Genomic DNA, 20771 nt, shown 5'->3' on the forward strand with positions numbered 1-20771 from the left:
CTCCGCGCGAAGTCCACGCCGAGTACGAGAAGTTGCGAATCGCCGCATGAAATAGACGGTCAGAAGCCTGTCCGGAAAACGTGAGGCCCCTCAGGTACTCCCGAGTTCGGCACGCTGGAGATCGTGAGCGAGGACTTCAGCGACACGTCCTTGCTGGAGCTGATGTCGCGGGTAGTTGCACGCCTCGAGGCGCGCATGCCGGAACTGAAGAAGACCGCTCTGGATCAGGAGCGACTTTCCTCGATCATAGATCGGGCTCGAAAGGAGCACGGGCTCGATGCCGTCGGAGACGAAGACGAGGAAGTGGCAGCGGAGGACGCGGGGAACGGAGACGAGGCAGATGCAGCGAGCGTGCTCCTCACCGACGAGACCCACCTGATCGACTTCTACACCGAGCTCAAAGGTCGAATCAAGGTCCTCGAAGCCCTCGACGCGGACGTGAAGCCGAAGAAGATCCTCGGCTTCGACCGGGAAGCGATGATCAGCTACCTCAAGCCGATCATGCTCGTCGATGGACAGCACCGCCTGAAGGGCGCAGTGTTGGCCGCGGCGAGCCTGGCTGAGAGCCAGGACGGGGAGGCCTTCCTCCTTGAGGCAGCAGAGAACGGCCTGGACCCTGCTCAGGCCAAGGCCGACTTCATCTCGGCACACGCTCGGCGGCTGCCCGTCTCCCTCTTGCTCGACCCCAGCCCAAGCGAACACGTCTTCCAGTTCGTGGTCGTGAACCAGAAGGCCACGCCGATGGGCAAAGCCCTTCTGGGCACGATCGTGTCGACGAGCTTGAGCAAGGACGAACTGGACCCGGTGGCACAGCGACTCAAGGACGCCGGCATCAAGCTGGACGACTCTCAGGCCATCGCCTACCTCACGCGGGCGGAAGAGAGCCCGTTCAAGAACTTCGTACAGACCGGTATCGCGGGAGACAACAGGACCCTGCTGCAGTGGCCGGTCCTCAAGGGACTCGTAGGAATCTTCCGAGAGCTGTCCGGGGGCAAGCTCTACGGACAGAAGACCGACTGGGCCCGGGTCTGGGGCAAGTACCACCTTGACGAAAGTGCGTTCGTCGCAGACTTCGACACTCACGACGAGAAGGTCGCGGCATGGGCCAGGCCTGACGGCCCCTGGCGGGACGTCTTCATCAGGTTCTACTCGAACATCAGGGACAAGTTCGGCGCCGACGATCCGGAGGCGAAGAACGCCTGGGGAACCACCCGCAGCAACCTGTACAACAAGATCAGCCTCACGATTCTGGCGGCTGACTACTTCGAATTCCTGCGCATGCAGAAGAAGACGCTCAACAGCCTCGACGATGTCGACTCCACCATGGAGGCGTGGCTCACTGACGTCAACCCTGCATATTTCAACCGACTTTGGAACGTCGAGAAGAAGGACACCCCACTCATCCGCAGGACTTGGAGTCGCCTCTGGTACGACTACCGAAGGAACCCCGAGTCCCTGCCCAAGGAGGGCGAGTACAACCCCGCTGCCGGGGCGTGATGCAGCCACAGGAGGTCGGCGAGTTCTTCGCCGAGATCAAAAAGGCCCTGGACAGTAACTGGTCGGACGAGGCCCTGAAGTCTCTCTCGAAATACACAGTGCCAGAGGTCATATCTGGAAATCATGGCTGGCTCCTGCGCGGAGACCTGTCAACAGTCTGGGGTCGCTGGTTCATCGAAAGTCTCGTTGACCTGGCTCCGTACGAACTGGACGCCGAACTGAGTATCGGACACCTCCACGCCCCCATACTCGACTACTTCAACACCGTCAGCCCGCAAGTCCCCTTGGACGAGCGAAAGAAGTATGCACGCGTGCTGACGAAGTTTGCTTGGCAGCTGGTCTCAGCGCGGAGGAGGCGGAAGCGGTCGGCGGTCGGACTCGCCACGCGCGAAGAACTGTGGGCCATGGGGCAGCCAGAACCTCGCTGCTACCTTTGCGGTTACCTGTTCGGAGACCATGCCCGAGATAAGTTCCTCGGCATCGCCCAAGATGAGCCGCCCACCCCACCGCTAGTTGACTTCACGCGCCCCCGAGGCATGCGCGCGAGTCAGCTGTGCATCGAGGTGGATCATGTAATCCCGGTTGCAGAGGGCGGGAAGACGTCTGTTGAGAATCTGCGCCTTGCCTGCGGCTGGTGCAACTCCGTAAAGAACAGATACACGAACATATACGACACGATTCCGTGGTCTGCCGGCATATTCGACCATCAAGCTCTGGGTCCTGTGACGCAGCCCCAGCCACTTTGGGTGTTGCGGACCGTGGCTACTCGTAGAAGGTGCGAATTCCCCGATGGTTGCACCGCCAAGATCGAGGACAGTGAACTCTTCGCCGGGCCCCGGAATCCCAACGGTGCGCTCACTCCGGTCAATCTAGCCGTATTCTGTGAGCATCACGATCCTTGGCGTCTCGACAGGTGGATCGGTCCCAAGCGCCTTGCTGCGTCCATCACCAGCTAGAAACGTTCGGCGTCCGAGTCACCTCAGATGACGGGCCGCCCTCGCCAACCGGCTATGGAGCAGCCCAAGCTCGTTCCCGGGACCTAGCGGTAGCGGCTCGCAGGCGTCAGCCACGTCGTCGCCATCGCCTCATCTGCGTCGTCCTCGTCTTCGGGGCCATCCGGGGCGGGGACCTGGAGAACCTGCTCGATCTGCCGCTCGACCCCTCGAAGGTTCTCCTGCAGGTCCATCGTCACCACGCCGTCGACGGTTACCTTCAGCGGGTCGGCGAGCAGCTTCGCACGCCGCTCGCCCAGTACCTCGAGTGCAACCGCGCGTACCGTCCGCAGCCGGAAGAACCGGCGCTCCAGGTCGGCCGCGTCAGTATCCGGCCCGAGCTGCGCCAACAGCCATGACCTCTGGAACTCATCCACAAGGGATCCCTCCAACGAACGAGGTACGGCCCGTCACCAGACGGGGGATGCTGGTGACGGGCCGTACGAGCGTCATCCTACGACCCGGACGAACGGGAGCGCCGGGTTTGCGGCTTCTTGATCGCGCCAACGTCGGCCGTCTCCGCCTGGCCGCCGGCCTTGTTCCCGGACGGCTCCGCCTTCTCCACCGCGACAGCCTCGTCCGGCTCGTCGCAGTCCTCCGGTGACTCATCCCACGCGTCCGGGTTGGTGATTAGCACAGCCACCTCTGGGTCCGGGCAGTTGCCGGGGAGCAGGATCAGCTCCACCCTCGTGGTCGGGTCCTGTACGTAAACCGCGGCCTTCAGCCGCCCGCGGCTCGCCATCACAGGACCTTCGCCACGATGTGCGCGTCCGGGGTGTGCATGACCGGCATCCCGACCGCGGCGCCCTTGGTCCAGATCTGCACGGGGTCGTCCTGAACACCTCGCGTGATGATCAGGCCGGGGGCGTCCTCCCGGATGATCTCCGGGTTCGACCCGCGCGACAGCACCAGGGCCTCAGCGGTCACCCCGTACATGGTCTGCGCCCACTTCTCCCGCTCCGGCGGCACCAGAATCCACAGGTCCTCGGGCAGCACCTTGCGGGGCTTGCCGTCCACCCGCACCTGGGCCTTGTAGAACTGGATCGGCGGCAGGCTGTAGTTGCCGCGCACCACGTTGATCTGCTGCGGAGTGAGCGTCGCCGTCGGGGTGGTCGACGGGTTCACGCTGCCGTAGTAAGCCGCCCTGTAGGCGTTGTTCGCCGCCAGGTAGCTGAACGCCTTCCGGGAGGTGATCACCAGCTCCGGCTCCGGGGCGCCGATGTCGTCCAGGTGCTGAATCCATCGCAGCTCGTCCGCGATCGGGTCGGAGGCCGGGTCCGACCACGGTATCCGGGCGACCGGCATGTTCTCGGCGGGGACGTTCCAGTCCACCTCCAGCGTCAGGCCGTTCTCCTGTTCCAGCGTAAACCGGCCGTCCGCGAGTACGTCGCCAGCGGCCAGCTCCAGCCGGGACCGGATGGCCTCGACGTGCCGTTCCACGTCGTCGTACAGCAGCTCGATCAGCCGGTCCTGGTCCGAGCCGTGCGACGCCTCCAGCAGGATCTGCTCCTGCTCGGAGACGACGAGCTTCTGCCCCAGCGCGGGCAGCGCGCCCTCGCGGGACGTCTGCCACGCCTCACGGGTCGCGAACGGCACTGAGGCGTTGAACGCCCGGTACTTGGCGACGTTGACGTACCGACCGGAGTCCTTCGTGCGCCACTTCACCTCCCGCATCTCCACGGTCGGGAAGATCGTCTGTGTGAGGAGGAAGTCCTTCGGGGACGGGATCGCCCTGGCGAACGCCGTCAGGTCCATGACCGAGACGTCCTTGAGCAGGTCCTGAATCGTCACAGTTCAGCCCCCGCTCACACGAAGCGGATCTGCGCGGCACGCGGGTGCCACACGAGCTGGGACACGTCGATGCCGCCCGGCACCTTCGACGCCTTCACCGCGCCGTGCCACAGCAGCGCGGCCGGAACACGGGTCTGCCCGGGCGCGAACGGAGCCTCGGCGATCACGAAGCCGCGCAGGGTCTGGCGGCCGCAGTGCGCCTCCGGGTCGTACGGGCCGTACAGGCCGGATTCCGCGACCCTGCCGACCGGCACGCCGGACAGGACCCGGCCGTACGGGTCGCAGCCGTCGCCGCACACGTAGTGCACGCCCTCGCTGAACAGGGTGAGGTCGAGGGTGATGGTGTCGACGGAGTCGGTGCCGTGCAGGGACGCCAGCCACTCGCGGTTGGCAGTGGTGTACTCGGACGTCGAGACGGGCTGGATGGTCATGTGCTTGGTCTCCATGGACGCTGCGGTCAGGTTCCGCACACCGCCCACGGAGGCGATGCCGTCCACGAAGTTCAGGGGGCGTGGTCCCCCAAGGTCTGAGGCCTGGATTATCGGGCTGCGGAGTCGCTGAACTCCGGGATCAGGCCACGGCGCTTGGCCATCTCCAGTCCGGCCGAACCGGGCTTGGACACCGGGGCCGTACGGGTCGGGCCGCGCCCTGCCGGTGCGCCCGCGGGGGCGGCCGGCATCAGGGTGCGGACCTCACCGAACAGCTCCGGACGCCTGGCTCGCAGGGCCTCGGCCGCCGACTGGATCTGCGCCTCGTCCGCGTCCTCGTCGTCCACGGCCAGCAGACGCTCAGCGTCCACCAGATCGTCGCCCTCCGCGCCGAGCGCCACCAGCGCGGCCCGGCGAAGTGCCGCCCGTTCCCGCTCGGCGGCCAGCTCCTCCCGGCGCGCGGCCTGCAACTCCCGCTCGGTAGCAGCCTGTTCCCGGCGCTCCACCTCCGACAGCGCGGCCTGCTCGGCCTCCCTCTGCGCGGTGACGAACTCGGTGAGCGCCTTCGGGGAGTCGAACCCGAGCGTGGACAACAGCCGCTTGATCGCAGCCCGTTCGCCCTGCGCCTTTTCGCGGGTGAGCATCTTGCCCAACCGGTCCTGGGTGACCGTGACCTGCTGCTCCTGGCCGCCGTCGTCCGGGGCCTCATCGAGCTGGTCGTTCGTCTCGTCCTCCGACGAAGCACCGAGAATCGGGTAGATCGGCCGCCCGTCCCGGCGGTGGCCGACAGGACGGCGAGGCGGCAGGGGCCGGACCATACATCTCCTCCAGAGCGCGCCCCCGCGCTGTCGGCCAGTGTAGCCACCTGCACCGACACGGCCACGAACCCTTGTCCGACCACCCCCGCAGGATGGCCTCGAACAAGGAGGCGCACCACCCATGACACTCGACCCCTACACCGCTGTCGGGCTCATCCCGGAGATCACCGAGATCCAGCAGCGCGACGACATCGCCGCCAACCTCGACCACCTCTACGCCCTCACCCGCACCGCTGTCTCTCTCGGCGGCCTCGACCACCCCGTCCGGCTGGTCGCCCTGCCCGAAGGCGCGCTCCAGGGCTTCACCGACGAGATCCACGACCTCGACCACGCCACATACGCGCGCACCTGCGCCATCAGCCTTCCCGGCGCGGAAACGCAAGAACTCGGGCGCTGGGCTCGCGAGTTCAACATTCACATCATGGCCCAGGCCAAGGCCCTCCACCCGGCCTTCCCTGACCGGTACTTCAACGTCGGATTCGTCATCGACCCCGACGGCGAGATCGTCCTGCGGCACCACAAGCTCGCCCCGCTGCCACCCATGGAACACAGCGTCAGCCCACACGACGTGCTCGACCAGTGGACCCGTCTCTACGGCCGGAGCCCCGAGGCGTACTGGCCCGTTGCCGACACCGCCATCGGTCGTCTCGGCGTCATGATGGCCAACGAGGCGTCCTACCCGGAGAACGCCCGCGGCCTTGCCCTCGGCGGATGCGAGATCGCCTACCGCACCAGCTACCCGCTGCCGGGCGTCGCCTCCGACACCTACGACATCCAGAACCGCGCCCGCGCTCTCGACAACACCATGTACGTCCTCGCCCCCAACCCGGCCTCCTACACCGGAGCCAACGTGCCGCGCGTCGACTTCTTCGGCGGCCATTCCACCATCACCGACTACACCGGCCGCACCGTCGGCCACCTCGACCACGGCGGCGTCGCCACCTTCGTCACCGCCACCATCGACCTGCCCGCCCTCCGGCGCCAGCGCACCACCGCCACGTGGACCAACTGGACCAAGGACCTGCGCACCGAGCTGTTCGCCACCCTGTACAAACAGCCGATCTACCCGGCCAACCTCTACGCCGACCGCCCGCCGTACAACCACGCCGAGTACCGCGAGCACGTCACCGAACCCCAGATCGACCTGATGCGCGCCCGCGGCATCTGGCGCTGACCCCCGCTTCACGCACCCCGAGGCCGCACTATCGGCCCGCCTCAACCGGCTCCCGCTCGCTCACCTTCCCCACCGGCTTCCTCCCCCCGGCCGACCCGGACCCGTCATCCTCCTCCTGGTCCTCGTCGTCCTCTCCACGCCCGCGCCGAGCAGCGGCCTCCGCCATCCGCACCGCGGCCTCCTGCTCCGCCTTCGCCCGGATCCGCTCCACCTCCTGCGACGCGTCCTTGATCGGATACCCGGCCTCCAGCAGCATCGCCACCGCCGTCTCCAGCGACAGCACCCCCGCCCCGTACGCCTTGACGACCTCCTCCAGCACCGCGCCGCGGTCCGTCGGCGTGTGCGGCGCCCATGCCAGCCGCGCCGGCAGCGTCTCTCCGGCCGTCCAGCCCGCCGCACGCCCGGCCTGGTACAGCCGCTGCACCATCTTGAACAGCAGCCGGTACTTGTGCTCCCTCGCCAACCGCATCATCCCGATCAACGCATCCAGCGGCCCCAGCGCCAGCTTCAGCGCGTAGCCCGACGGCACCTCCGTGGCCTCCAGCGTCCCGAGACCGGCCGCCGTCACCCGGCTGTTCGCCGCGATCCGCTCCAGCAGGTGATCCACCCGCGCCCGCAGTTCGGCCAACTGCGGCGACGTGTCCAGGGCATCCATGCGCCCCGTTTCACCGAGCTGCCACACCGCACCGGCCTTCACCTGAAGCTCCTGCGGCTTGCCCGTCGCCCGGTCCACCGGCAGCCGCGCACCCGCGAGCCCGATGATCGGCGTGCCCGTCGTCGCCGAGGCCGCTGAGCTGTCCGAGTCCGTGGCCGCGAGTTCGTCGAGCGCCTGCAGAACCCGCGCCAGAATCGAGCGTCCCCAGTGCTCTCCACCGTCAGGGATCGTGTTCGCGATGTGCACCACCGGCACGAAGTCGATCATCAGGTCCAGCCGGTTCAGCTCCATGCCGTCCGGCCGCACCCGGAAGCTCGCCTTGTCCATCGGCAGCCGGTCCAGCGTCTCGCCGTTCTTCAGGTCCTCCAGCAGCCACTCCGCGTCCGTGAGGTAGCACGTCACGTAGGACGTCCGGCCCGGCTCCCACGGGTACTGCCGCCCGCCAGCCGCCGCACCCTCGCCGGGCTCGCCGTCCTCGGAGATCGGACCGAGCTCGTACGTCACCCGCCGCACCCTGGCCTTCAAGCCGGCGTCGTCGTCCGCCGGCAGCTCCCACGCCAGATGCACCCGCCTGGGGAAATCCTCGTCTTCGTCGTCCCACTGCGGGAAGAAAAACCCTGGATCGTAGACCCTCAGCGTCGGCCGCTGCTTCTCCGGGTTCCACGCGAGCACCATCACGCTGTCCCCGAGCAGCACCGCAGCTCGCTCAGCCTGCTGGACGCGGAAGGTCAGCAGCTCCTTGTCCGCCCACTTCCGCAACCGGTCCTGCACCGCGGCGGCCTCCGCTGCACCGGGCGTCGGCATCTCCGCATCGGCGTGCTCCGCGCCCTCGACCGTGACCTTCTGCTCCGAACCGAGGAGGTAGCCGAGGGCGGTGTCTACCAGGTTCGCCGCGTCCCCCAGCTCCCGCCGCTCCAGCGCGCTCGCGTCGCCACCGGCCGCCGCAAGCTGCCCGGCCTGGTTGTTGTCGTACGAGGCCAGCACCTTGTACGCGGCCAGCCGCCGCAACTCGTGCGGTGGCACCCACGTTTTGGCCAGCTCCGGAAACGCCCGGCTGCTCGGACGGCCAGCGTCGGCCATCACCGGCTTGTAGTTCAGCCACGACCAAGCGTCGATCACAAATTGGCGCAGGCTCATCGGGGGCAGTCCTCCGGTGATTGGCCCCGCGCCGCATGCCAGCTTAGTGCGCCGTCCCGTCGGCGTCGGCGTCGGCGATCGCAGGGCCTACAACAGGAAGAAAACTGCCCTTGCGCGTAGAAAGGTAGTAGCGCCTGCGGATCAAGGTGGTTGTCGTGGCAACTACGGCATGGCAGATGCTCCACGAGTCCTTGGCGATTCCCGTCGTCGGGGAGCAGTCCACATGGGCGAGGGCCTTGATCGCCTTCATCGTCGCTTTGCCTAGCGGCTGGGCATGGCTCTGGGCTCGCGGCCAAGGGAAGGGTCTACGCCCCTTCACACGAGCCAGCATCATCACTTCTCTTCAGGTCATCCTGTTGACAGCTGGGCTGGCTGCGCTGCTGGGCGCCCTCATAGCGTCACCATACGCAGCCCTGCTTGCAGGAGGCGTAGGTCCGAGCATTCTGGACGCAGAGCGACTGACTGGCGCAGTCAAGAGCAGGAGACACGAGAGTGAGGGTGGAACGAGCAAGAGTACTCCAGGATGGTTCCGCGCGATACAAAAGGCGGCACTCGTCTACGGATTGCAGCGTCTGGATGCCCGAATGTTTCAACATCGGAACGACTGGTGCCGCCTGCGCTGGGACCTGACCTGGACACCCGACGAGGTGGAGACCAAAGCTCGTGACCTTGCGAAAGAGTTGCGCGAGCAAGACCTCGTGAAGACCAGGGAGGAACAGGTCTGGATGCAGGGCATCCGGCAGCACTGCGCCGATGCACGCCATTGGGAAAGCACCGGCCAGGCGTTCGAATATCGGCGCTCGCTGGACGAAGCATGGGACCAGTATCGGATCATGCTCGTACGGGCATATGTGAATGGCAGAGATTCACTAGTCCCGAGAGTGCAGAACCCGCGGCCGCCTCTGTAGCCTCAATAGGCACCGCCCACGCCCCACAGAGGGAGGCCCTTACTCGTCAGCCTTGGGAGGGTTCGGCTCAAGCCGAATAACAAAGTGTGCGTCGAGCGCCGCTGCCGCCGATGCCAACGTGCGGAGTGTGGCGTTCGCATCACCAGAGAGGACCTGACTGACGCGACCCTGCGTTACGCCCATACGGGCAGCTAGGGCTGACTGAGTCAGTCCGGATGCGCGCTGGAGTCGGCTGATCTCAACTGTGACGTCGCGAGGCAGTCGGGCCAGCTCCGCAGTCAGCCGCTCCTCATAGCCGTCCTCGGGTAGAGCTCGGACGCCCGGCTCCATGTCTTCACCTCCTGCACCGGCATGATTGATTCAGGAGAAGATATTAGCCATAGCTAATTGCATTAGTCAAGGCTAATGACCTCAATCCCTGCGCATGACGGTATGCCGCGCAGGGATGACACTCGGTTACCGTCGACCGCTCAGCCGCTGGTCATCCCCGCCACGTGGAGGCGGCATCGTTGGATCCAGGAACAGGTCCCACAGCGCCCACACCGCCGAGTCCAGCAGGTCAGGCGAGTCCTCCGTCTCCCCCTGGCCAACGAACGTGGTCATCTGTTCCTCCAGCTCCGCGAACCGCCGAGCGGGGCCGACATGCGACACCCGAGCCTGCTCGTACAGCTGCGCTGCCGGGGCCGCCCGCGCCCGCTTGCCTCTCGTGGCGTGAACGATGCGCCAGTTCACCGTCGGATCCACCTGCTCCAGGAGAGCGGGCAGGTAGTCGCCGCCGTTGTTCGCCTCGATGACCACGCAGTCCGCCCGGTGCTCGTGGTAGAGCGTGGCGGCCCGCTTCATCGCCTGCGTCGGCGTGTACCGGTCCTGCTCGCAGTGCAGCAGATACCCGCGGGGCCGGTCGTCCCCGAACATCGTCTCCACCGGGAACCCGCGCCCCGCCACCGTGAACGCGGTCATGTCCGCGTTCTCGTGGGACTTCGTGGCCGGGTCAACGGATACCACCACCCGCTGGAGGTCCGGCAGATGCTCGGGCCGGGACCGGAAGCCCTCGACCTCCAGCATCCAGCCCTTCCACAGCGCGCCCTCCACGTCCTCGAGTAGCTCCCCGGACAGCTCCTGACGGCCCAGCCGGGTGCCGGCGTACTCCTCCTCCAGCTCCTCGCGGGCCGCCGCCGACAGGTTCGCGTCGTTCTCCCGCATGTGCCCGCGAGTCAACACCACCCGCGGCGGCGCCCCTCCCTTCTGATGCGCCTTCTCCTGCTCCCGGCCGCGCTCGACGAGCCGTTTGACGTGCGGGAGCGGCTTGGGCGTCGTGGAGATGACGACCTGCGGGGTGTCCGCCTCACGCAGGCAGAACCACAGCATGTCGTAGACCTCTTGCGCGGTGTGCCGAGACCAAGCCGCGTACTCGTCGCACCACGCCTTGTCGAACGCCCAGCCGCGCAGGTTGTCCGGCGTCTCCGCACCGAACCCGCGGATCAGCGTGCCGTTCGTCAGCCGGAGCGTCGTCTCACCGAGCGACGAGTTGTACTTCGCCACCTCCTCCGGCGGGAACACCGACAGCAGTCCCGACTTCGGGGACTCGAAGCAGATGTCCCGCACCAGCGTCGCGTTCTTCGCCACCACCGCGATCTGCAGCCCCGGTGTCTGCGCCCAATCCCTCACCGTCTCCGCCGCCGTCCGCGACTTCCCCCAGCCACGACCGGTGAGCAGCATCCACACCGTCCACAGCCACAGCGGCTGACGCTGCGCCGCACGGGCATGGTGATGCAGCCACCCCGCGTGGGGCAGCCCGTCGCAGTTTGGGACCTCGCACGCCCACCTGCGCGCCGACAGCTCGTCGGCCCGAAGCAGTACCGCGACCTCGGCCTTCAACTGCTCGTCGCTCATCACCGACGGGTCCGCGAACCCCCCGACCATGCGGCGCTTGGCTCGGCCGCGGCTCACTGCGCGCCCTCCGACAACCGGCGCTCCAGCTCCCGGCGGAGCTGATCCATCCGAGCCCGGCGTTCCTCATCCGACAGAGAGGCCACGTCCATGCCCTGGTCACGGTCCTCAACCATCCCGGCCGCCGGTGCCTCACCCACGGCCCGCCGCTCGATCTCCGCCGCGACCTGGATGTAGCGCAGCAGCTCCGACGGCGACAGCTCCCGCGGGTCGAGCGTCTGGAGCCGGGCCACCGCCTTGCTCTGCACGGCCTGCGCCAACTTCGCGTGCCTGCGGGCGATGTCCCGCCGCGCCTGCGCCTGCTCCGCGAGGAACAGCCGGTCCTGCTCCCGGTCGTAGGCCGCAGCCCACATCACCCATGCGAACTGCCGCGACCACCGGCCCAGCAGAGACCGAGACTTATCCAACTCCCGTGCTGCCTTTGTGACACTCCGCGCCGGGCCAAGATCGCGGTACACGGCGAACGCCTCGAACGCCTGGACCGACTCCCCGCTCTGCCGCTCCCAGGACTCCACGGTGCCCTCGGCCACCGCTCACCTCCTGGCCAACGGCCCTCTAGTTGCTCCGTTCGGCCAGGACTTCCAGCACCCGCCACGGCTGGTCCGCCGGCACGGTGCCGTCCTGCACCATTCGGTCGATGGCCGCCCGCACGACGGCGGCTGTCTCCACCGGCACGTCCCGAACGCCGAACACTGTCTCCAGCGGTGCCGTCCCCGCCCTCGTCGCCTCTCCGGTGGCCGTGTCGAACCAGCCTTCGGCCAGCTCCCCGAGGTGCCGCTCGAACACCTCGAGGATCACGCCGAGCGCCGTCGCGCTGTTGCCGATCTTGTACGCGGCCCGAGAGGTCTCCAGCGCATCGAGCACCGGCTCGTACTGCTCCAGCCCGGCCACCCACCGCTGGTCCGCCGCCGCTGCGGACCGGGCCGCATCGAACGCGGCCTCGGCTCGCTCCAGCTCATCGGGCAGGAACATGAACTGCACGCTGGCGAAGTCGAGGTTCGCCTCGCCCAGGGAGGCGACGTCCACCTTCTCCAGCAGGTCCAGAGCCTTATCGTCCAGGCCCGTGTACTGCCGCCACTCCACCGACTCCAGCTCGTCGTACAGCTCCTTGAGGATTGCCGGATCGTCCTGGCCCGCGATGGCGTTGTGCGAGAGCTGGAGAGCGATCTGCCGCTGGCGGGGCAGCGGCTCGTCTATCTGCATCCACCAGATCTGCGACAGGCCGGCCTCGATCGCGGCGAGCGTGCGGTGGTTGCCGGACAGGACGACTAGCCGCCCCGTGTCGCGGTCGTTCCACACCAGCGGTGTCGAGGTCAGGCAGCCGTCTCGCTCGATGTTCGCCACGAGCTGCCGGAACTGCTCGTGCGGCAGGAACCGCGCGTTGATGTCGAGCAGCGTCAGCGTGCGCGGGTCGCCCTGCACCATCTGCGGCGGGGCGAGGCGAGTGGTCTCCTCCATGGTCAGACTCCCGTCTTCGTCATCGGGGCGCCCCACCGCTTCGCCCACATCTCAAGGGCCTCGGCCAGCGTGTGCTGGCCCATAGCCCCCTGGTACTGGAGCTGGAACTTCCAGCCGTCCTCGTTCGATGGGCTGCGCTTGTGCAGCCGCAGCAGCCCGCGGTACTTCATCGACACCGGGTTGTTGCTGAACGCCGTCGTCGCCACCCGCCGGATCCGCCGCGAGAATGCCCGCTGGCACAGCAACTGCGCCTCGGCGCTCGTGGCCACGAGCACGATCAGTTTCGACAACCGCGGGTAGTCGGTTGGCGCGACCGCGAAGTCCGAGAGCACGTACGCCTCGTCCGGCGTGAACGTGCTCGGGGCCATCGCGAACACGCCCAAGATCCGTCCGCCGCCGTCCTTCACCGCGACGGCCAGGTTCGCCGCACCCGGCGCGATCTTCGGGTTGAGGTATCGGGAACGCAGCGCGTTGAACTGGCCGGGTTTCAGCAGCGACAGCGTGAGCGGGCCGACCAGTTCGTCACCCTCGCGCAGGCGGGGGACCTTCACCGGCTCGATCGGCTGGCGCGGGGCGACGATCCTCGTCCGGGCTTGACTGGCGTACACGTAGAAGGGAGCGGCACGCGGGGTCGCCTTGATCACGCCGCGCAGGTAGGGGTGCAGCTCGGGCACGTCGTGGTTGGAGGCCGTCAGCCAGTACGGCCGGTCCGTGATCGCGCCGAGCACGCTGACCACGTCGTCGTCGGACAGCGGCTCGTACTCGGGCGCGTCCCAGGTGAAGTGCGCCTCCAGCGGCTCGTACAGCTTCTCGTAGCCGCCGCCGTAGAAGGGAGGGAAGGAGCACACCGGGGCGTCACAGGGTACCTTCTGGAGCCAGGAACGCACGTCCTCCACCTCGTACGAAGCCAGTTCGACGTCAGAGCCGGACAGCCGCTCGACCGTCTCCGCGTGCTTGACCTCCCACTGCTCCCGGTAGGAGCGCACCACCCGTTCGTGCCACAGCCCCTCGCGGCCAACGCTGGCGAGGAACCGAGTGCCAAGCATGAGCGTGGCGACGGTGCCGACACCGTCGTCCAAGGAGTCCGCGAGCCAGCCGAGTTCGTCACGGCTCTCCTCGCGGAGCTGGATGCCGACCGGCTGGCGGGTGAGCCACCGGCCAACCGCGCTGGTGTAGATGGACACATCCGATGAGTGCAGGGCAAAGCCCATGCCGGCCACACTGCGCTCGATGGTGAAGTTCCCGCAGCACGGGACGTACACCGGACCGCGCGGCCACCCACCGGCGGTCTCGCGCACGATGGAGCGCATGGGGCCCGGGATGGTGCCCTGGAACATCTCTCGCCTCCCGACGAACGACAAACGCCCGGCCTCGGCGGGTGCCGGGCCGGGCGCTGCGCTGGAACCTTAGACAAGGAGCACGCAGCCCCTTGGAATCATGTCACCTATCTTTGGAGCGTGGTTCCGACGCTCAGATCAAGGTGCCCTGCTGATCCATCGGGGACAGCTCCCGCACCTCGTCTCCCGTAACCTCCTTCCACCAGGCCGCGAACACGCGGCGGTGGCACCACAGGCCCGGATTGGCCAGGTCCTCGAAGCAGAGCAGCACCAGGCGGTGATCGCCCTCGGCCTGCGTGACCTGCCGCAGGCGCGCGGCGATCCGCTCGGGGCCGAGCTGGTTGAGGTCGGCCCGATACGCCGTCGTGAACTCGAGCTGGGGCTGGGAGAGGTAGTCCCGACGCGGGGCGAGCTCCCGCACCGAGTGGGTGAGGGAGTAGGGGAGTTTGAAGCGGGGAGCGCCCAGAGTGATGCGCACCGGCACCCCTTGCGGGGGCTGGAACGCCTGGAACCGGTTGGTGAACAGGGTGAGCACGTGGCCATTCCTTTCGTGGTGCTCAGATACCAGGGCGCGTCGGCGGCCCCGGTGACCGATGATGCCGCCCGCTCGGACCTGTAGGGGCCTGAGCGGCACCGGGCACGTAGGGAAAGCGCCTCCCTGCGTGCCCGGCCCGGGCCGAAACGGGTTGAAATTTCGAGAGGGATTCAAGCGGAAACGGGCGCGACCGGAATTCTGGCCGCGCTCACTCACCCAAACTCGCAGGAGAGGAGGGGCGCGACCGCTGCCGCGCCCCTCCGTTCTACTTCACTGCCGCTTCAGCCTTCTTGGCGGGCGTCCGGCGCGCCGGGGCCCTGGTGCCCGTGGCCGTGCGCGCCTCGGGCTTCGTGGCGGGCTTGGGCGCCGCCTTCTTCGCCGTGGACTGCGGCTTGCCCGCTGTCTTCGCCTCCGGCTTCTCGGCCTTCGCCTCGGGCTTGGCCCCGGCCGCGGTCTTCTTCGCAGCCGCCGCCTCCTGCTGGACCTCGACGGCCGCCTTGTTGAACTCCTCAGCCATGGCCCGCTGGACGCCCTGCGCCTTGCTTAGCAGGTTCCGCACCATCTGCACCTTGACGTACAGGCGGCCGACGACTCGCAGGTGGCGGGCGAGGTCGTCACCGAGGATGACCGCGAGGTCCTCCGGCTTCTTCTCGGCCAGCTCCTCCAGCAGCGGGATCAGGACCTCCTCGGCCTTGCCGAGCCCGTCCTTCGCCTTGGCCTTGGCCTTCTTCTGCTTCTCCTGCTCCTCGGCCGTCGGCGCCTTCTCGTTGGTGAGGGAGGTCTGCTGCTCCATCATCTTGAGGCCGTTGGCGAAGTGCTGCGCCTCGGCCTCGCTGTCGAAGTCGCCGCGCACGTACCGCATGGCCGCCACCATCTGGTTCGCCGGGTTGAGCTGGGCGATGTGCCAGGCAAGGTTGTTCTTGATCTGCCCCTGGTCGACCATCTCGGCCACCTCGGGGCGCAGGGTGAGCAGGCCCAACCGCCAGGTGATGTGAGTCTCGGTCTTGCCGAACTGCTTGGCGATCTTCGCTGGGGTCCATCCGGCGGCCTTGAGGTCGGCGTACGCACCGGCCTCCTCCATGATCGTCATGTCCGCGCGGTTGACGTTCTCGGCGATGCTGAGGACGTACGCCTCTTCCTCGGTGGCGCCCTCGACGACCTTCGCCGGGATGACCTCCAGGCCGGCCGCCTGGCATGACCGCCAGCGCCGCTCACCCGCGATCAGCATGTAGGGGACCTTGGCGCCCTCGACCGGCCGGACGACGACCGGCTGAAGGAGGCCGTTCTCCTTGATGCTGTTGGTCAGCTCCTCCTGCGCCTCCTCCGAGAAGAACTTCCTCGGCTGCTCCGGGTTAGGGACGATCTCGCTGACCTTGATGTTGATGAACTCGACCTTGTTGTCAGCCATTTTCCCGCGCCTTTCGTGAATTCCGTTCGGGGTGTTTCCCTTTGTTCTTACACTTATATCTTAATGGCGAATACCGCCAAAGCAAGTTCAGAACTCTTTTAATTCAAGGGAATTCAGAAAGGGGAATTCGTCGCATTCCTCAATTTCCCTTCCCGGATGCGGACACAAGAGAGCCCGCCACGACCAAGCGGTCACGGCGGGCCAGCTCCCATCACGCACCCCGACGGCCGCACCGGGCGGCCGACTCCTCGCCGGGCGGGGCGCGGGGGGGGGTCGGCCGCCCGGCGAGGAGTAGGGAAGGACGCCGCTCACGCGACGCTGCCGTGCGGGGCTCCTGCGGCTGCTGTACCCGCCCGGCACGTCAGAACGTACAGCAGCTCTTCAAGAATGTCACCTATCTACGCCACCGAAGGGCGCGGCACCGCCCAGCTACGTCAACCACCCCCGTCCGCCGAACTGCGCGGGTCCTGTGGCTCGCCTCGCATGAGGGCCTGCCACTCCAGAACCTTGCGCGCTTCCTCCCGAGCCGCCGGCCCGCCTTTGCCGCGAAGCACCCGTGAGGGTTGCTTCGCCCACTCCTTGATCCGCCGCTCGTCAAACTCGGACATGCGATTCCTCCCGTGAACGGCGTATGCGCCGCCGCCTTCGCCCGCCCAGAAACGACCCTCCCGGCGCGCCCGCCGCCAGGCAGGCGCAGAGCACACCGATGTCCGCCGCTCACCGGTCGCGCGCTCGCCGAGAAACTGTCCGACAAACCCTATAACCCCTCCGACCTGCGAGGTATTGTTAGAGCACGGACGATTGTTACCGGCCAGTCACCTGCGGCGAGCATACGACACGGCCAGAGAAGACGGACATGGCAGACACGCACGACGATGCCCAACCGCTGGGCCTGAGCGCCAAGTTGCTCGCGCTGCTCCGTCTGCGCCGCGACTCAGACGGCTTCATCCCCAGCGCCCGGGACGTCTCGGAAGCCACCAGGCAGGAAGGGAGACGCAAGCCCGATCTGTCCCACGGCCAGTGCAACAGCCTGATGAACGGCACGAGTAGCAACCCCACGACAGCTACCGTCGCCGCCCTCGCTCAGGCCCTCGGCGCTCCGGCCGCGTTCCTGCTGCCAGGCCCGGAGTGGGACGACCTCACGGCGCTCACCGTGTACGCGGAACGCCCTGAAGCCCGTCAAGCTCTGCGTTTAATGCAGGGCCTTGAGGTGCAGGACATTCTTGAAATCAGCAAGAAGCTCCGGGAGATGCGTCGGCGCGCAGGACTGTCTGAAGACGTCCCCCCGATCCCCCCACCTCCCCCTGGCGTCGACCAGCCCCGCGAGGGGCGGCCACGTCGCCGACTGAGCACCGAAGAAGCCGCTGAGAGGGCAGCGGACTACCTGGAAGGACGCTGACCCCTTGGACGGCCCGGTCTTCGGCCTGTGCGCGGTGGTAGCACTGATCAGTGCGGCGATACTCGTATACCTGCACTTCACCCAAGAGCGTCGTAGCAGCTTGCTCGCCTACCGCGTCTCGCAGCGCGCACACTTCACATCGCTGGTCTGCTGCTTCGTCGGCACGCTACTTGCGGTCCCCGACGTCGCTGACGCCGTCGACAGCGTCGCTGGATCTGACGACGTGTCGTTCCTTATCTCGGACATCGCGGCAGTGATCTTCTGCGCCAGCCTGCAAGTCCTGATCATCGACTGGGAGTACAACGCGCCACACCACGCCGGCATTGCCCTGCGCATCGGCTTCGTCTTCGTGGTGGCCGCGCTGCTCATCCTGGAGTTCCGCCGCGCCGACAGAGTCCATCTCGACCTGTCCACCACATACGTTCGGAACTCCGAGGTACGGACGTACCTCCTCACCTACCTGGGCTTCTTCGCGGCAGCTGGCCTGGAGGTCACCATGCGCTCGGCGAAGATCGCCCGTGCAGTCCGGCGGCAGGGACGACCGTCGGCGACAGGGCTCTCCATAACGACGGCAGGAGCAGCCTTCGGCATCCTCTACGCCATCAGCCGGGGCGGCTACGTGCTCGCCTTCGAGGGCGGGCACACATGGCCACTGGCCATCGAGAACACGCTCAGCCCCGTACTGGCGGGGATGAGCGTCATCTGCCTGATTGGGGGCCTGACTCTGGCCGTGCTGAGCAGCCTCGGCCTCAAGAGAGCCGGTCGCAGTACCTAAGCGGACTCTGCGGGCGCCTCTTCAACCCCCCACTGGCGCCACCGCAGTGCCACCCGGTCCGCGTCTACGGTGCGCGAGCCCCTGGATGCGGCCGGGTAGACCGCGATCTGCTCCAAGAAGAGCACGAGAACCCCCCTCTTCGCGGCCATCGGAGCGTGCTTCCACCACCGGACCAGATCGGGGATGTCGCCGACAGGGACGTGTTTGACCTGCTCCAGGAAACGAGCCTGCGTGGTCTTCTCCCGAATCAGCTCGGTCAGCTTCTTGTCGGCCGCCTTGAACGCCTTCAGGGACAGCTCCGGACTCCGCCCGTAGCTCTCGCCAAGCTCCTTCTGCCTGCGGCGGGCGGCGGCGGCCTCATCTCGCAGGTCCTGGGCGGTAGCGAGCAGTTCGTCACGCACCTCGCCGATCAGCGCAGCGACCTCGGGCTTGGCCAGCTCCGCCAGGACGTGTTCGCCCAGGTAGTTCTCCAACAGGTCGGCGTTGATGCGGACCTTGCCGCACCCCCCAGGGTGCTGGGCCGTACTCGGCATGCAGCGGTAACCGCGGCTCCCCGCATTCGACGGTGAAGCCCCCAGGGTGTGGGCGCACAGGCCGCAGACGCCCAGCGGGCCGCTGACCAGGTACTCACGGTCGGGTGCCCGCTGAGTGTCGGGGTCGTTGGAGGGGCGCATGGCGCGGATGGCCAGGAAGTCCTGGACGGGGATGATCCGCGGGCCGCCCGAGTCCACCAGTTCGCCGTCCTCGTTCTCCATCAGGCCGGCGATGGCCGGATGGTCGAGGATGTTCGCGAGAACGTCGGGCTTGAACAGGTTGCCGCGCGTCGTGCGGTACCCCTCGGCATTGATCGCCTCACAGATGGCGGGCCAGCTCTGCCTGAGCAGGCGGCGCGAGGCAGCGCGCCTAATTCCTTCCGCCTCGCTCTCGCGCACACGGCGGTACGCCATGTCCTCGAAGCCGTACAGCCTTGGCATGATCTCGCCCCTCCTACCGACCCCCTTACGTGAACTAGTTTACCGAAGATAGGTCACAGTCTTGATGAAACGCACGAACACCTCAAAGTCGTACATTGCCCTCCGCTTATCACGTTCCCGCCCCCACCCCGCGTCGAGGTTCGACGCCGAGCACCTTCCACAGCTCGGCCGTCGGCACACGCACGGTGCCCCCGAGCGGGAGCGTACGAACCGGGAACTTGCCCGCCCGCACCAACTCGTACGCCTTGTCACGGCCAATGCCCAGAGCTCGTCCGGCAGTTGTCACGTTGACGGTCGCCGGAAGAGCCAGCAGCTCCTCCAGGCCCATCGCTCCGGCCGAAGCCTGTCCGCCCGCTTCCTGAGCAGTCATCTCGTTGGTCGCAATCTCCCCCGCGCCAACTTGTCAGCAACTTTACAACGCTGTCCGACACCCCCAGCAAGATCAAGAGAGATCACGCCAGACACGTACGGACACGTACGCACAACCTTGGCTGGCCGAGAGCCAGCCGACAGCAGGGGGTCGGATGTACTCGCCGAACTTCTACCGGCGATGCCAGTGCAAGGGGCCGCTCACCGACAAGAACGGCAAACCCATACTGAACGATGACGGCACACCGAAGATCGGTGACATCGGGCTGACGTGCCCGAAGCTCGGACGGAAGGGCCACGGAACGTGGTACTTCGCCCTGGAGCTGGAGCGCGGCGAGAACGGCAAGCGGCGCCGCCCCAAGCGCGGTGGCTTCCCCACCAAGGAGAAGGCCGAGGAGGCGGCCGAGAAGTTCTACAACGAGGTGGCAGGCGGCGCCGACGTCATGTCCACCGAGACCATGGCCGAGTATCTGCGGCGCTGGATCGAGGCGAAGAAGAAGCTCGCCCGCACCACCCGACACGGCTACCAGGAACACATCGACAACTACCTGGTGCCTCACCTCGGGCACATCAAGCGCCGAGACCTCCGGGTCCGCCACCTCGACGCCATCGAGCGCGAGAACGCAGAGCGAATACTCCACCACCTGCGTGTCGAGGAGCTAACCAGGGCCCGCGACGCCGCGCACCAAGCCTGGGTTCGCGCCGCAGGGAAGAAGGAGGAGCGCCGCCTTACCCGGCGCGCCTACCTCGACGCCAACGCCGCCCTGCGCGAGGCCCGCAAGGGCCTGCGGAAGGTCACGTCCGCAGCGACCATGCACCGCATCAACGACACCCTCAGCTCCGCCATCACCTGGGGGATGAAGCGCGAGGACGCGTTCAGCAAGAACTGGGCCCGGCTGGTCGAGCTGCCGGCCGTCACTCGCCCCAAACCCCTGGTATGGACGTCCGAACGGGTCGAGCACTGGAAGCGAACCGGCGAGAAGCCAGGTCCGGTCATGGTCTGGACGCCCGAACAGACCGGCGCCTTCCTGGACTTCGTCGGGGATGACTGGCTGTACGACCTATGGCACTCTGAGCTGACCCCGGATTCGTGGAGTCCCTGAAGCCAGGCTTATGATCCTGGCCCGAAGGAGAACCACGAGCAGTGCCAGCACCACGTAAGTATC

The 20771-nt window shown here is 67.1% G+C and carries 22 protein-coding genes; 7 read left to right on the forward strand and 15 right to left on the reverse strand.

Features of this window, described 5'->3' with window-relative positions; translation table 11 throughout:
* The first annotated feature begins 123 nt into the window (after nt 1–123).
* Nucleotides 124–1497 carry a ParB N-terminal domain-containing protein gene (locus ACZ7L7_RS36810; protein ID WP_472077985.1) on the forward strand — a complete coding sequence of 458 codons (1374 nt, stop codon included), beginning with the start codon at nt 124–126 and terminating at the stop codon, nt 1495–1497.
* Nucleotides 1497–2453 carry an HNH endonuclease gene (locus ACZ7L7_RS36815; protein WP_229830143.1) on the forward strand — a complete coding sequence of 319 codons (957 nt, stop codon included), beginning with the start codon at nt 1497–1499 and terminating at the stop codon, nt 2451–2453. The genes ACZ7L7_RS36810 and ACZ7L7_RS36815 overlap by 1 nt, the downstream gene beginning before the upstream one ends.
* Before the next feature lie 83 nt (nt 2454–2536).
* On the opposite strand, the gene ACZ7L7_RS36820 is transcribed toward ACZ7L7_RS36815, so the two are convergent.
* From ACZ7L7_RS36820 to ACZ7L7_RS36840, 5 genes are all read right to left on the reverse strand, one after another.
* Entirely contained in the window at nt 2537–2866 is a 330-nt protein-coding gene (locus tag ACZ7L7_RS36820; protein ID WP_472077987.1) for a hypothetical protein, read from the reverse strand.
* A 77-nt stretch (nt 2867–2943) separates the two neighbouring features.
* Nucleotides 2944–3231: a hypothetical protein gene (locus ACZ7L7_RS36825; RefSeq protein ID WP_472077988.1), complete on the reverse strand. Its 288-nt coding sequence runs from the start codon at nt 3229–3231 to the stop codon at nt 2944–2946.
* Nucleotides 3231–4280, reverse strand: coding sequence for a major capsid protein (locus ACZ7L7_RS36830; RefSeq protein WP_121746878.1), 1050 nt, complete (start codon nt 4278–4280; stop codon nt 3231–3233). Before ACZ7L7_RS36830 ends, ACZ7L7_RS36825 begins: the two co-directional genes overlap by 1 nt.
* 14 nt (nt 4281–4294) lie before the next feature.
* A complete protein-coding gene (locus ACZ7L7_RS36835) occupies nt 4295–4777 on the reverse strand; it encodes a head decoration protein (protein ID WP_472077989.1) in 483 nt (160 codons plus the stop codon).
* Nucleotides 4778–4818: 41 nt separating this feature from the next.
* Nucleotides 4819–5526, reverse strand: coding sequence for a hypothetical protein (locus ACZ7L7_RS36840; protein WP_191884025.1), 708 nt, complete (start codon nt 5524–5526; stop codon nt 4819–4821).
* Between the two features lie 121 nt (nt 5527–5647).
* Between ACZ7L7_RS36840 and ACZ7L7_RS36845 the strand changes: the two genes are divergently transcribed.
* The gene (locus tag ACZ7L7_RS36845; protein ID WP_472077990.1) at nt 5648–6700 is read left to right on the forward strand and encodes a nitrilase-related carbon-nitrogen hydrolase; all 1053 of its coding nucleotides are present in this window, start codon (nt 5648–5650) and stop codon (nt 6698–6700) included.
* A gap of 28 nt (nt 6701–6728) precedes the next feature.
* Here ACZ7L7_RS36845 and ACZ7L7_RS36850 read toward each other — a convergent pair whose 3' ends face one another.
* Complete coding sequence (locus ACZ7L7_RS36850; protein WP_472077991.1) at nt 6729–8492, reverse strand: hypothetical protein; 1764 nt, start codon at nt 8490–8492, stop codon at nt 6729–6731.
* Nucleotides 8493–8647: 155 nt separating this feature from the next.
* On the opposite strand from ACZ7L7_RS36850, the gene ACZ7L7_RS36855 reads away from it, so the two are divergent.
* Nucleotides 8648–9400 carry a hypothetical protein gene (locus tag ACZ7L7_RS36855; RefSeq protein ID WP_472077992.1) on the forward strand — a complete coding sequence of 251 codons (753 nt, stop codon included), beginning with the start codon at nt 8648–8650 and terminating at the stop codon, nt 9398–9400.
* Nucleotides 9401–9439: 39 nt separating this feature from the next.
* Here the strand turns inward: ACZ7L7_RS36855 and ACZ7L7_RS36860 are convergent, their stop codons facing one another.
* The 7 genes from ACZ7L7_RS36860 to ACZ7L7_RS36890 all read right to left on the reverse strand — a co-directional run bounded on the left by ACZ7L7_RS36860 (nt 9440) and on the right by ACZ7L7_RS36890 (nt 16088).
* Nucleotides 9440–9730: a helix-turn-helix domain-containing protein gene (locus ACZ7L7_RS36860; protein WP_079038370.1), complete on the reverse strand. Its 291-nt coding sequence runs from the start codon at nt 9728–9730 to the stop codon at nt 9440–9442.
* A gap of 126 nt (nt 9731–9856) precedes the next feature.
* Entirely contained in the window at nt 9857–11350 is a 1494-nt protein-coding gene (locus ACZ7L7_RS36865) for a terminase large subunit domain-containing protein (protein WP_191884029.1), read from the reverse strand.
* A complete protein-coding gene (locus tag ACZ7L7_RS36870) occupies nt 11347–11880 on the reverse strand; it encodes a hypothetical protein (protein WP_472077994.1) in 534 nt (177 codons plus the stop codon). The genes ACZ7L7_RS36865 and ACZ7L7_RS36870 overlap by 4 nt, the downstream gene beginning before the upstream one ends.
* A 25-nt stretch (nt 11881–11905) precedes the next feature.
* On the reverse strand, nt 11906–12808 hold the full coding sequence (locus tag ACZ7L7_RS36875; RefSeq protein WP_472077995.1) for a ParB N-terminal domain-containing protein: 903 nt from the start codon (nt 12806–12808) through the stop codon (nt 11906–11908).
* 2 nt (nt 12809–12810) lie between these two features.
* Nucleotides 12811–14145, reverse strand: coding sequence for a putative antirestriction adenine methyltransferase (locus tag ACZ7L7_RS36880; RefSeq protein WP_472077996.1), 1335 nt, complete (start codon nt 14143–14145; stop codon nt 12811–12813).
* 133 nt (nt 14146–14278) lie between these two features.
* Nucleotides 14279–14680, reverse strand: coding sequence for a DUF488 family protein (locus ACZ7L7_RS36885; RefSeq protein ID WP_472077998.1), 402 nt, complete (start codon nt 14678–14680; stop codon nt 14279–14281).
* 265 nt (nt 14681–14945) lie between these two features.
* A complete protein-coding gene (locus tag ACZ7L7_RS36890; RefSeq protein ID WP_472077999.1) occupies nt 14946–16088 on the reverse strand; it encodes a ParB/RepB/Spo0J family partition protein in 1143 nt (380 codons plus the stop codon).
* Between the two features lie 856 nt (nt 16089–16944).
* On the opposite strand from ACZ7L7_RS36890, the gene ACZ7L7_RS36895 reads away from it, so the two are divergent.
* Together ACZ7L7_RS36895 and ACZ7L7_RS36900 are read left to right on the forward strand one after the other, a co-directional pair.
* Entirely contained in the window at nt 16945–17487 is a 543-nt protein-coding gene (locus ACZ7L7_RS36895; protein ID WP_191884036.1) for a hypothetical protein, read from the forward strand.
* A 4-nt stretch (nt 17488–17491) separates the two neighbouring features.
* A complete protein-coding gene (locus tag ACZ7L7_RS36900; protein ID WP_435270144.1) occupies nt 17492–18262 on the forward strand; it encodes a hypothetical protein in 771 nt (256 codons plus the stop codon).
* On the opposite strand, the gene ACZ7L7_RS36905 is transcribed toward ACZ7L7_RS36900, so the two are convergent.
* Both ACZ7L7_RS36905 and ACZ7L7_RS36910 read right to left on the reverse strand, forming a co-directional pair.
* The gene (locus ACZ7L7_RS36905) at nt 18259–19236 is read right to left on the reverse strand and encodes a recombinase family protein (RefSeq protein ID WP_472078001.1); all 978 of its coding nucleotides are present in this window, start codon (nt 19234–19236) and stop codon (nt 18259–18261) included. The genes ACZ7L7_RS36900 and ACZ7L7_RS36905 overlap by 4 nt on opposite strands.
* A gap of 109 nt (nt 19237–19345) precedes the next feature.
* Entirely contained in the window at nt 19346–19606 is a 261-nt protein-coding gene (locus ACZ7L7_RS36910; RefSeq protein WP_229830116.1) for a DNA-binding protein, read from the reverse strand.
* 154 nt (nt 19607–19760) lie between these two features.
* Between ACZ7L7_RS36910 and ACZ7L7_RS36915 the strand changes: the two genes are divergently transcribed.
* The gene (locus tag ACZ7L7_RS36915) at nt 19761–20708 is read left to right on the forward strand and encodes an Arm DNA-binding domain-containing protein (protein ID WP_472078003.1); all 948 of its coding nucleotides are present in this window, start codon (nt 19761–19763) and stop codon (nt 20706–20708) included.
* The last annotated feature ends 63 nt before the right edge of the window (nt 20709–20771 follow it).

Source organism: Streptomyces sp. NPDC110618, from assembly GCF_055657065.1.

Excerpts from the sequence above, each read along its gene's own strand:
- ACZ7L7_RS36815 (WP_229830143.1), top strand. The coding sequence starts at position 1,497 with ATGCAGCCACAGGAGGTCGGCGAGTTCTTCGCCGAGATCAAAAAGGCC.
- ACZ7L7_RS36825 (WP_472077988.1), bottom strand. The coding sequence starts at position 3,231 with ATGGCGAGCCGCGGGCGGCTGAAGGCCGCGGTTTACGTACAGGACCCG.
- ACZ7L7_RS36840 (WP_191884025.1), bottom strand. The coding sequence starts at position 5,526 with ATGGTCCGGCCCCTGCCGCCTCGCCGTCCTGTCGGCCACCGCCGGGAC.
- ACZ7L7_RS36845 (WP_472077990.1), top strand. The coding sequence starts at position 5,648 with ATGACACTCGACCCCTACACCGCTGTCGGGCTCATCCCGGAGATCACC.
- ACZ7L7_RS36850 (WP_472077991.1), bottom strand. The coding sequence starts at position 8,492 with ATGAGCCTGCGCCAATTTGTGATCGACGCTTGGTCGTGGCTGAACTAC.
- ACZ7L7_RS36860 (WP_079038370.1), bottom strand. The coding sequence starts at position 9,730 with ATGGAGCCGGGCGTCCGAGCTCTACCCGAGGACGGCTATGAGGAGCGG.
- ACZ7L7_RS36875 (WP_472077995.1), bottom strand. The coding sequence starts at position 12,808 with ATGGAGGAGACCACTCGCCTCGCCCCGCCGCAGATGGTGCAGGGCGAC.
- ACZ7L7_RS36880 (WP_472077996.1), bottom strand. The coding sequence starts at position 14,145 with ATGTTCCAGGGCACCATCCCGGGCCCCATGCGCTCCATCGTGCGCGAG.
- ACZ7L7_RS36890 (WP_472077999.1), bottom strand. The coding sequence starts at position 16,088 with ATGGCTGACAACAAGGTCGAGTTCATCAACATCAAGGTCAGCGAGATC.
- ACZ7L7_RS36895 (WP_191884036.1), top strand. The coding sequence starts at position 16,945 with ATGGCAGACACGCACGACGATGCCCAACCGCTGGGCCTGAGCGCCAAG.
- ACZ7L7_RS36905 (WP_472078001.1), bottom strand. The coding sequence starts at position 19,236 with ATGCCAAGGCTGTACGGCTTCGAGGACATGGCGTACCGCCGTGTGCGC.
- ACZ7L7_RS36910 (WP_229830116.1), bottom strand. The coding sequence starts at position 19,606 with ATGACTGCTCAGGAAGCGGGCGGACAGGCTTCGGCCGGAGCGATGGGC.
- ACZ7L7_RS36915 (WP_472078003.1), top strand. The coding sequence starts at position 19,761 with ATGTACTCGCCGAACTTCTACCGGCGATGCCAGTGCAAGGGGCCGCTC.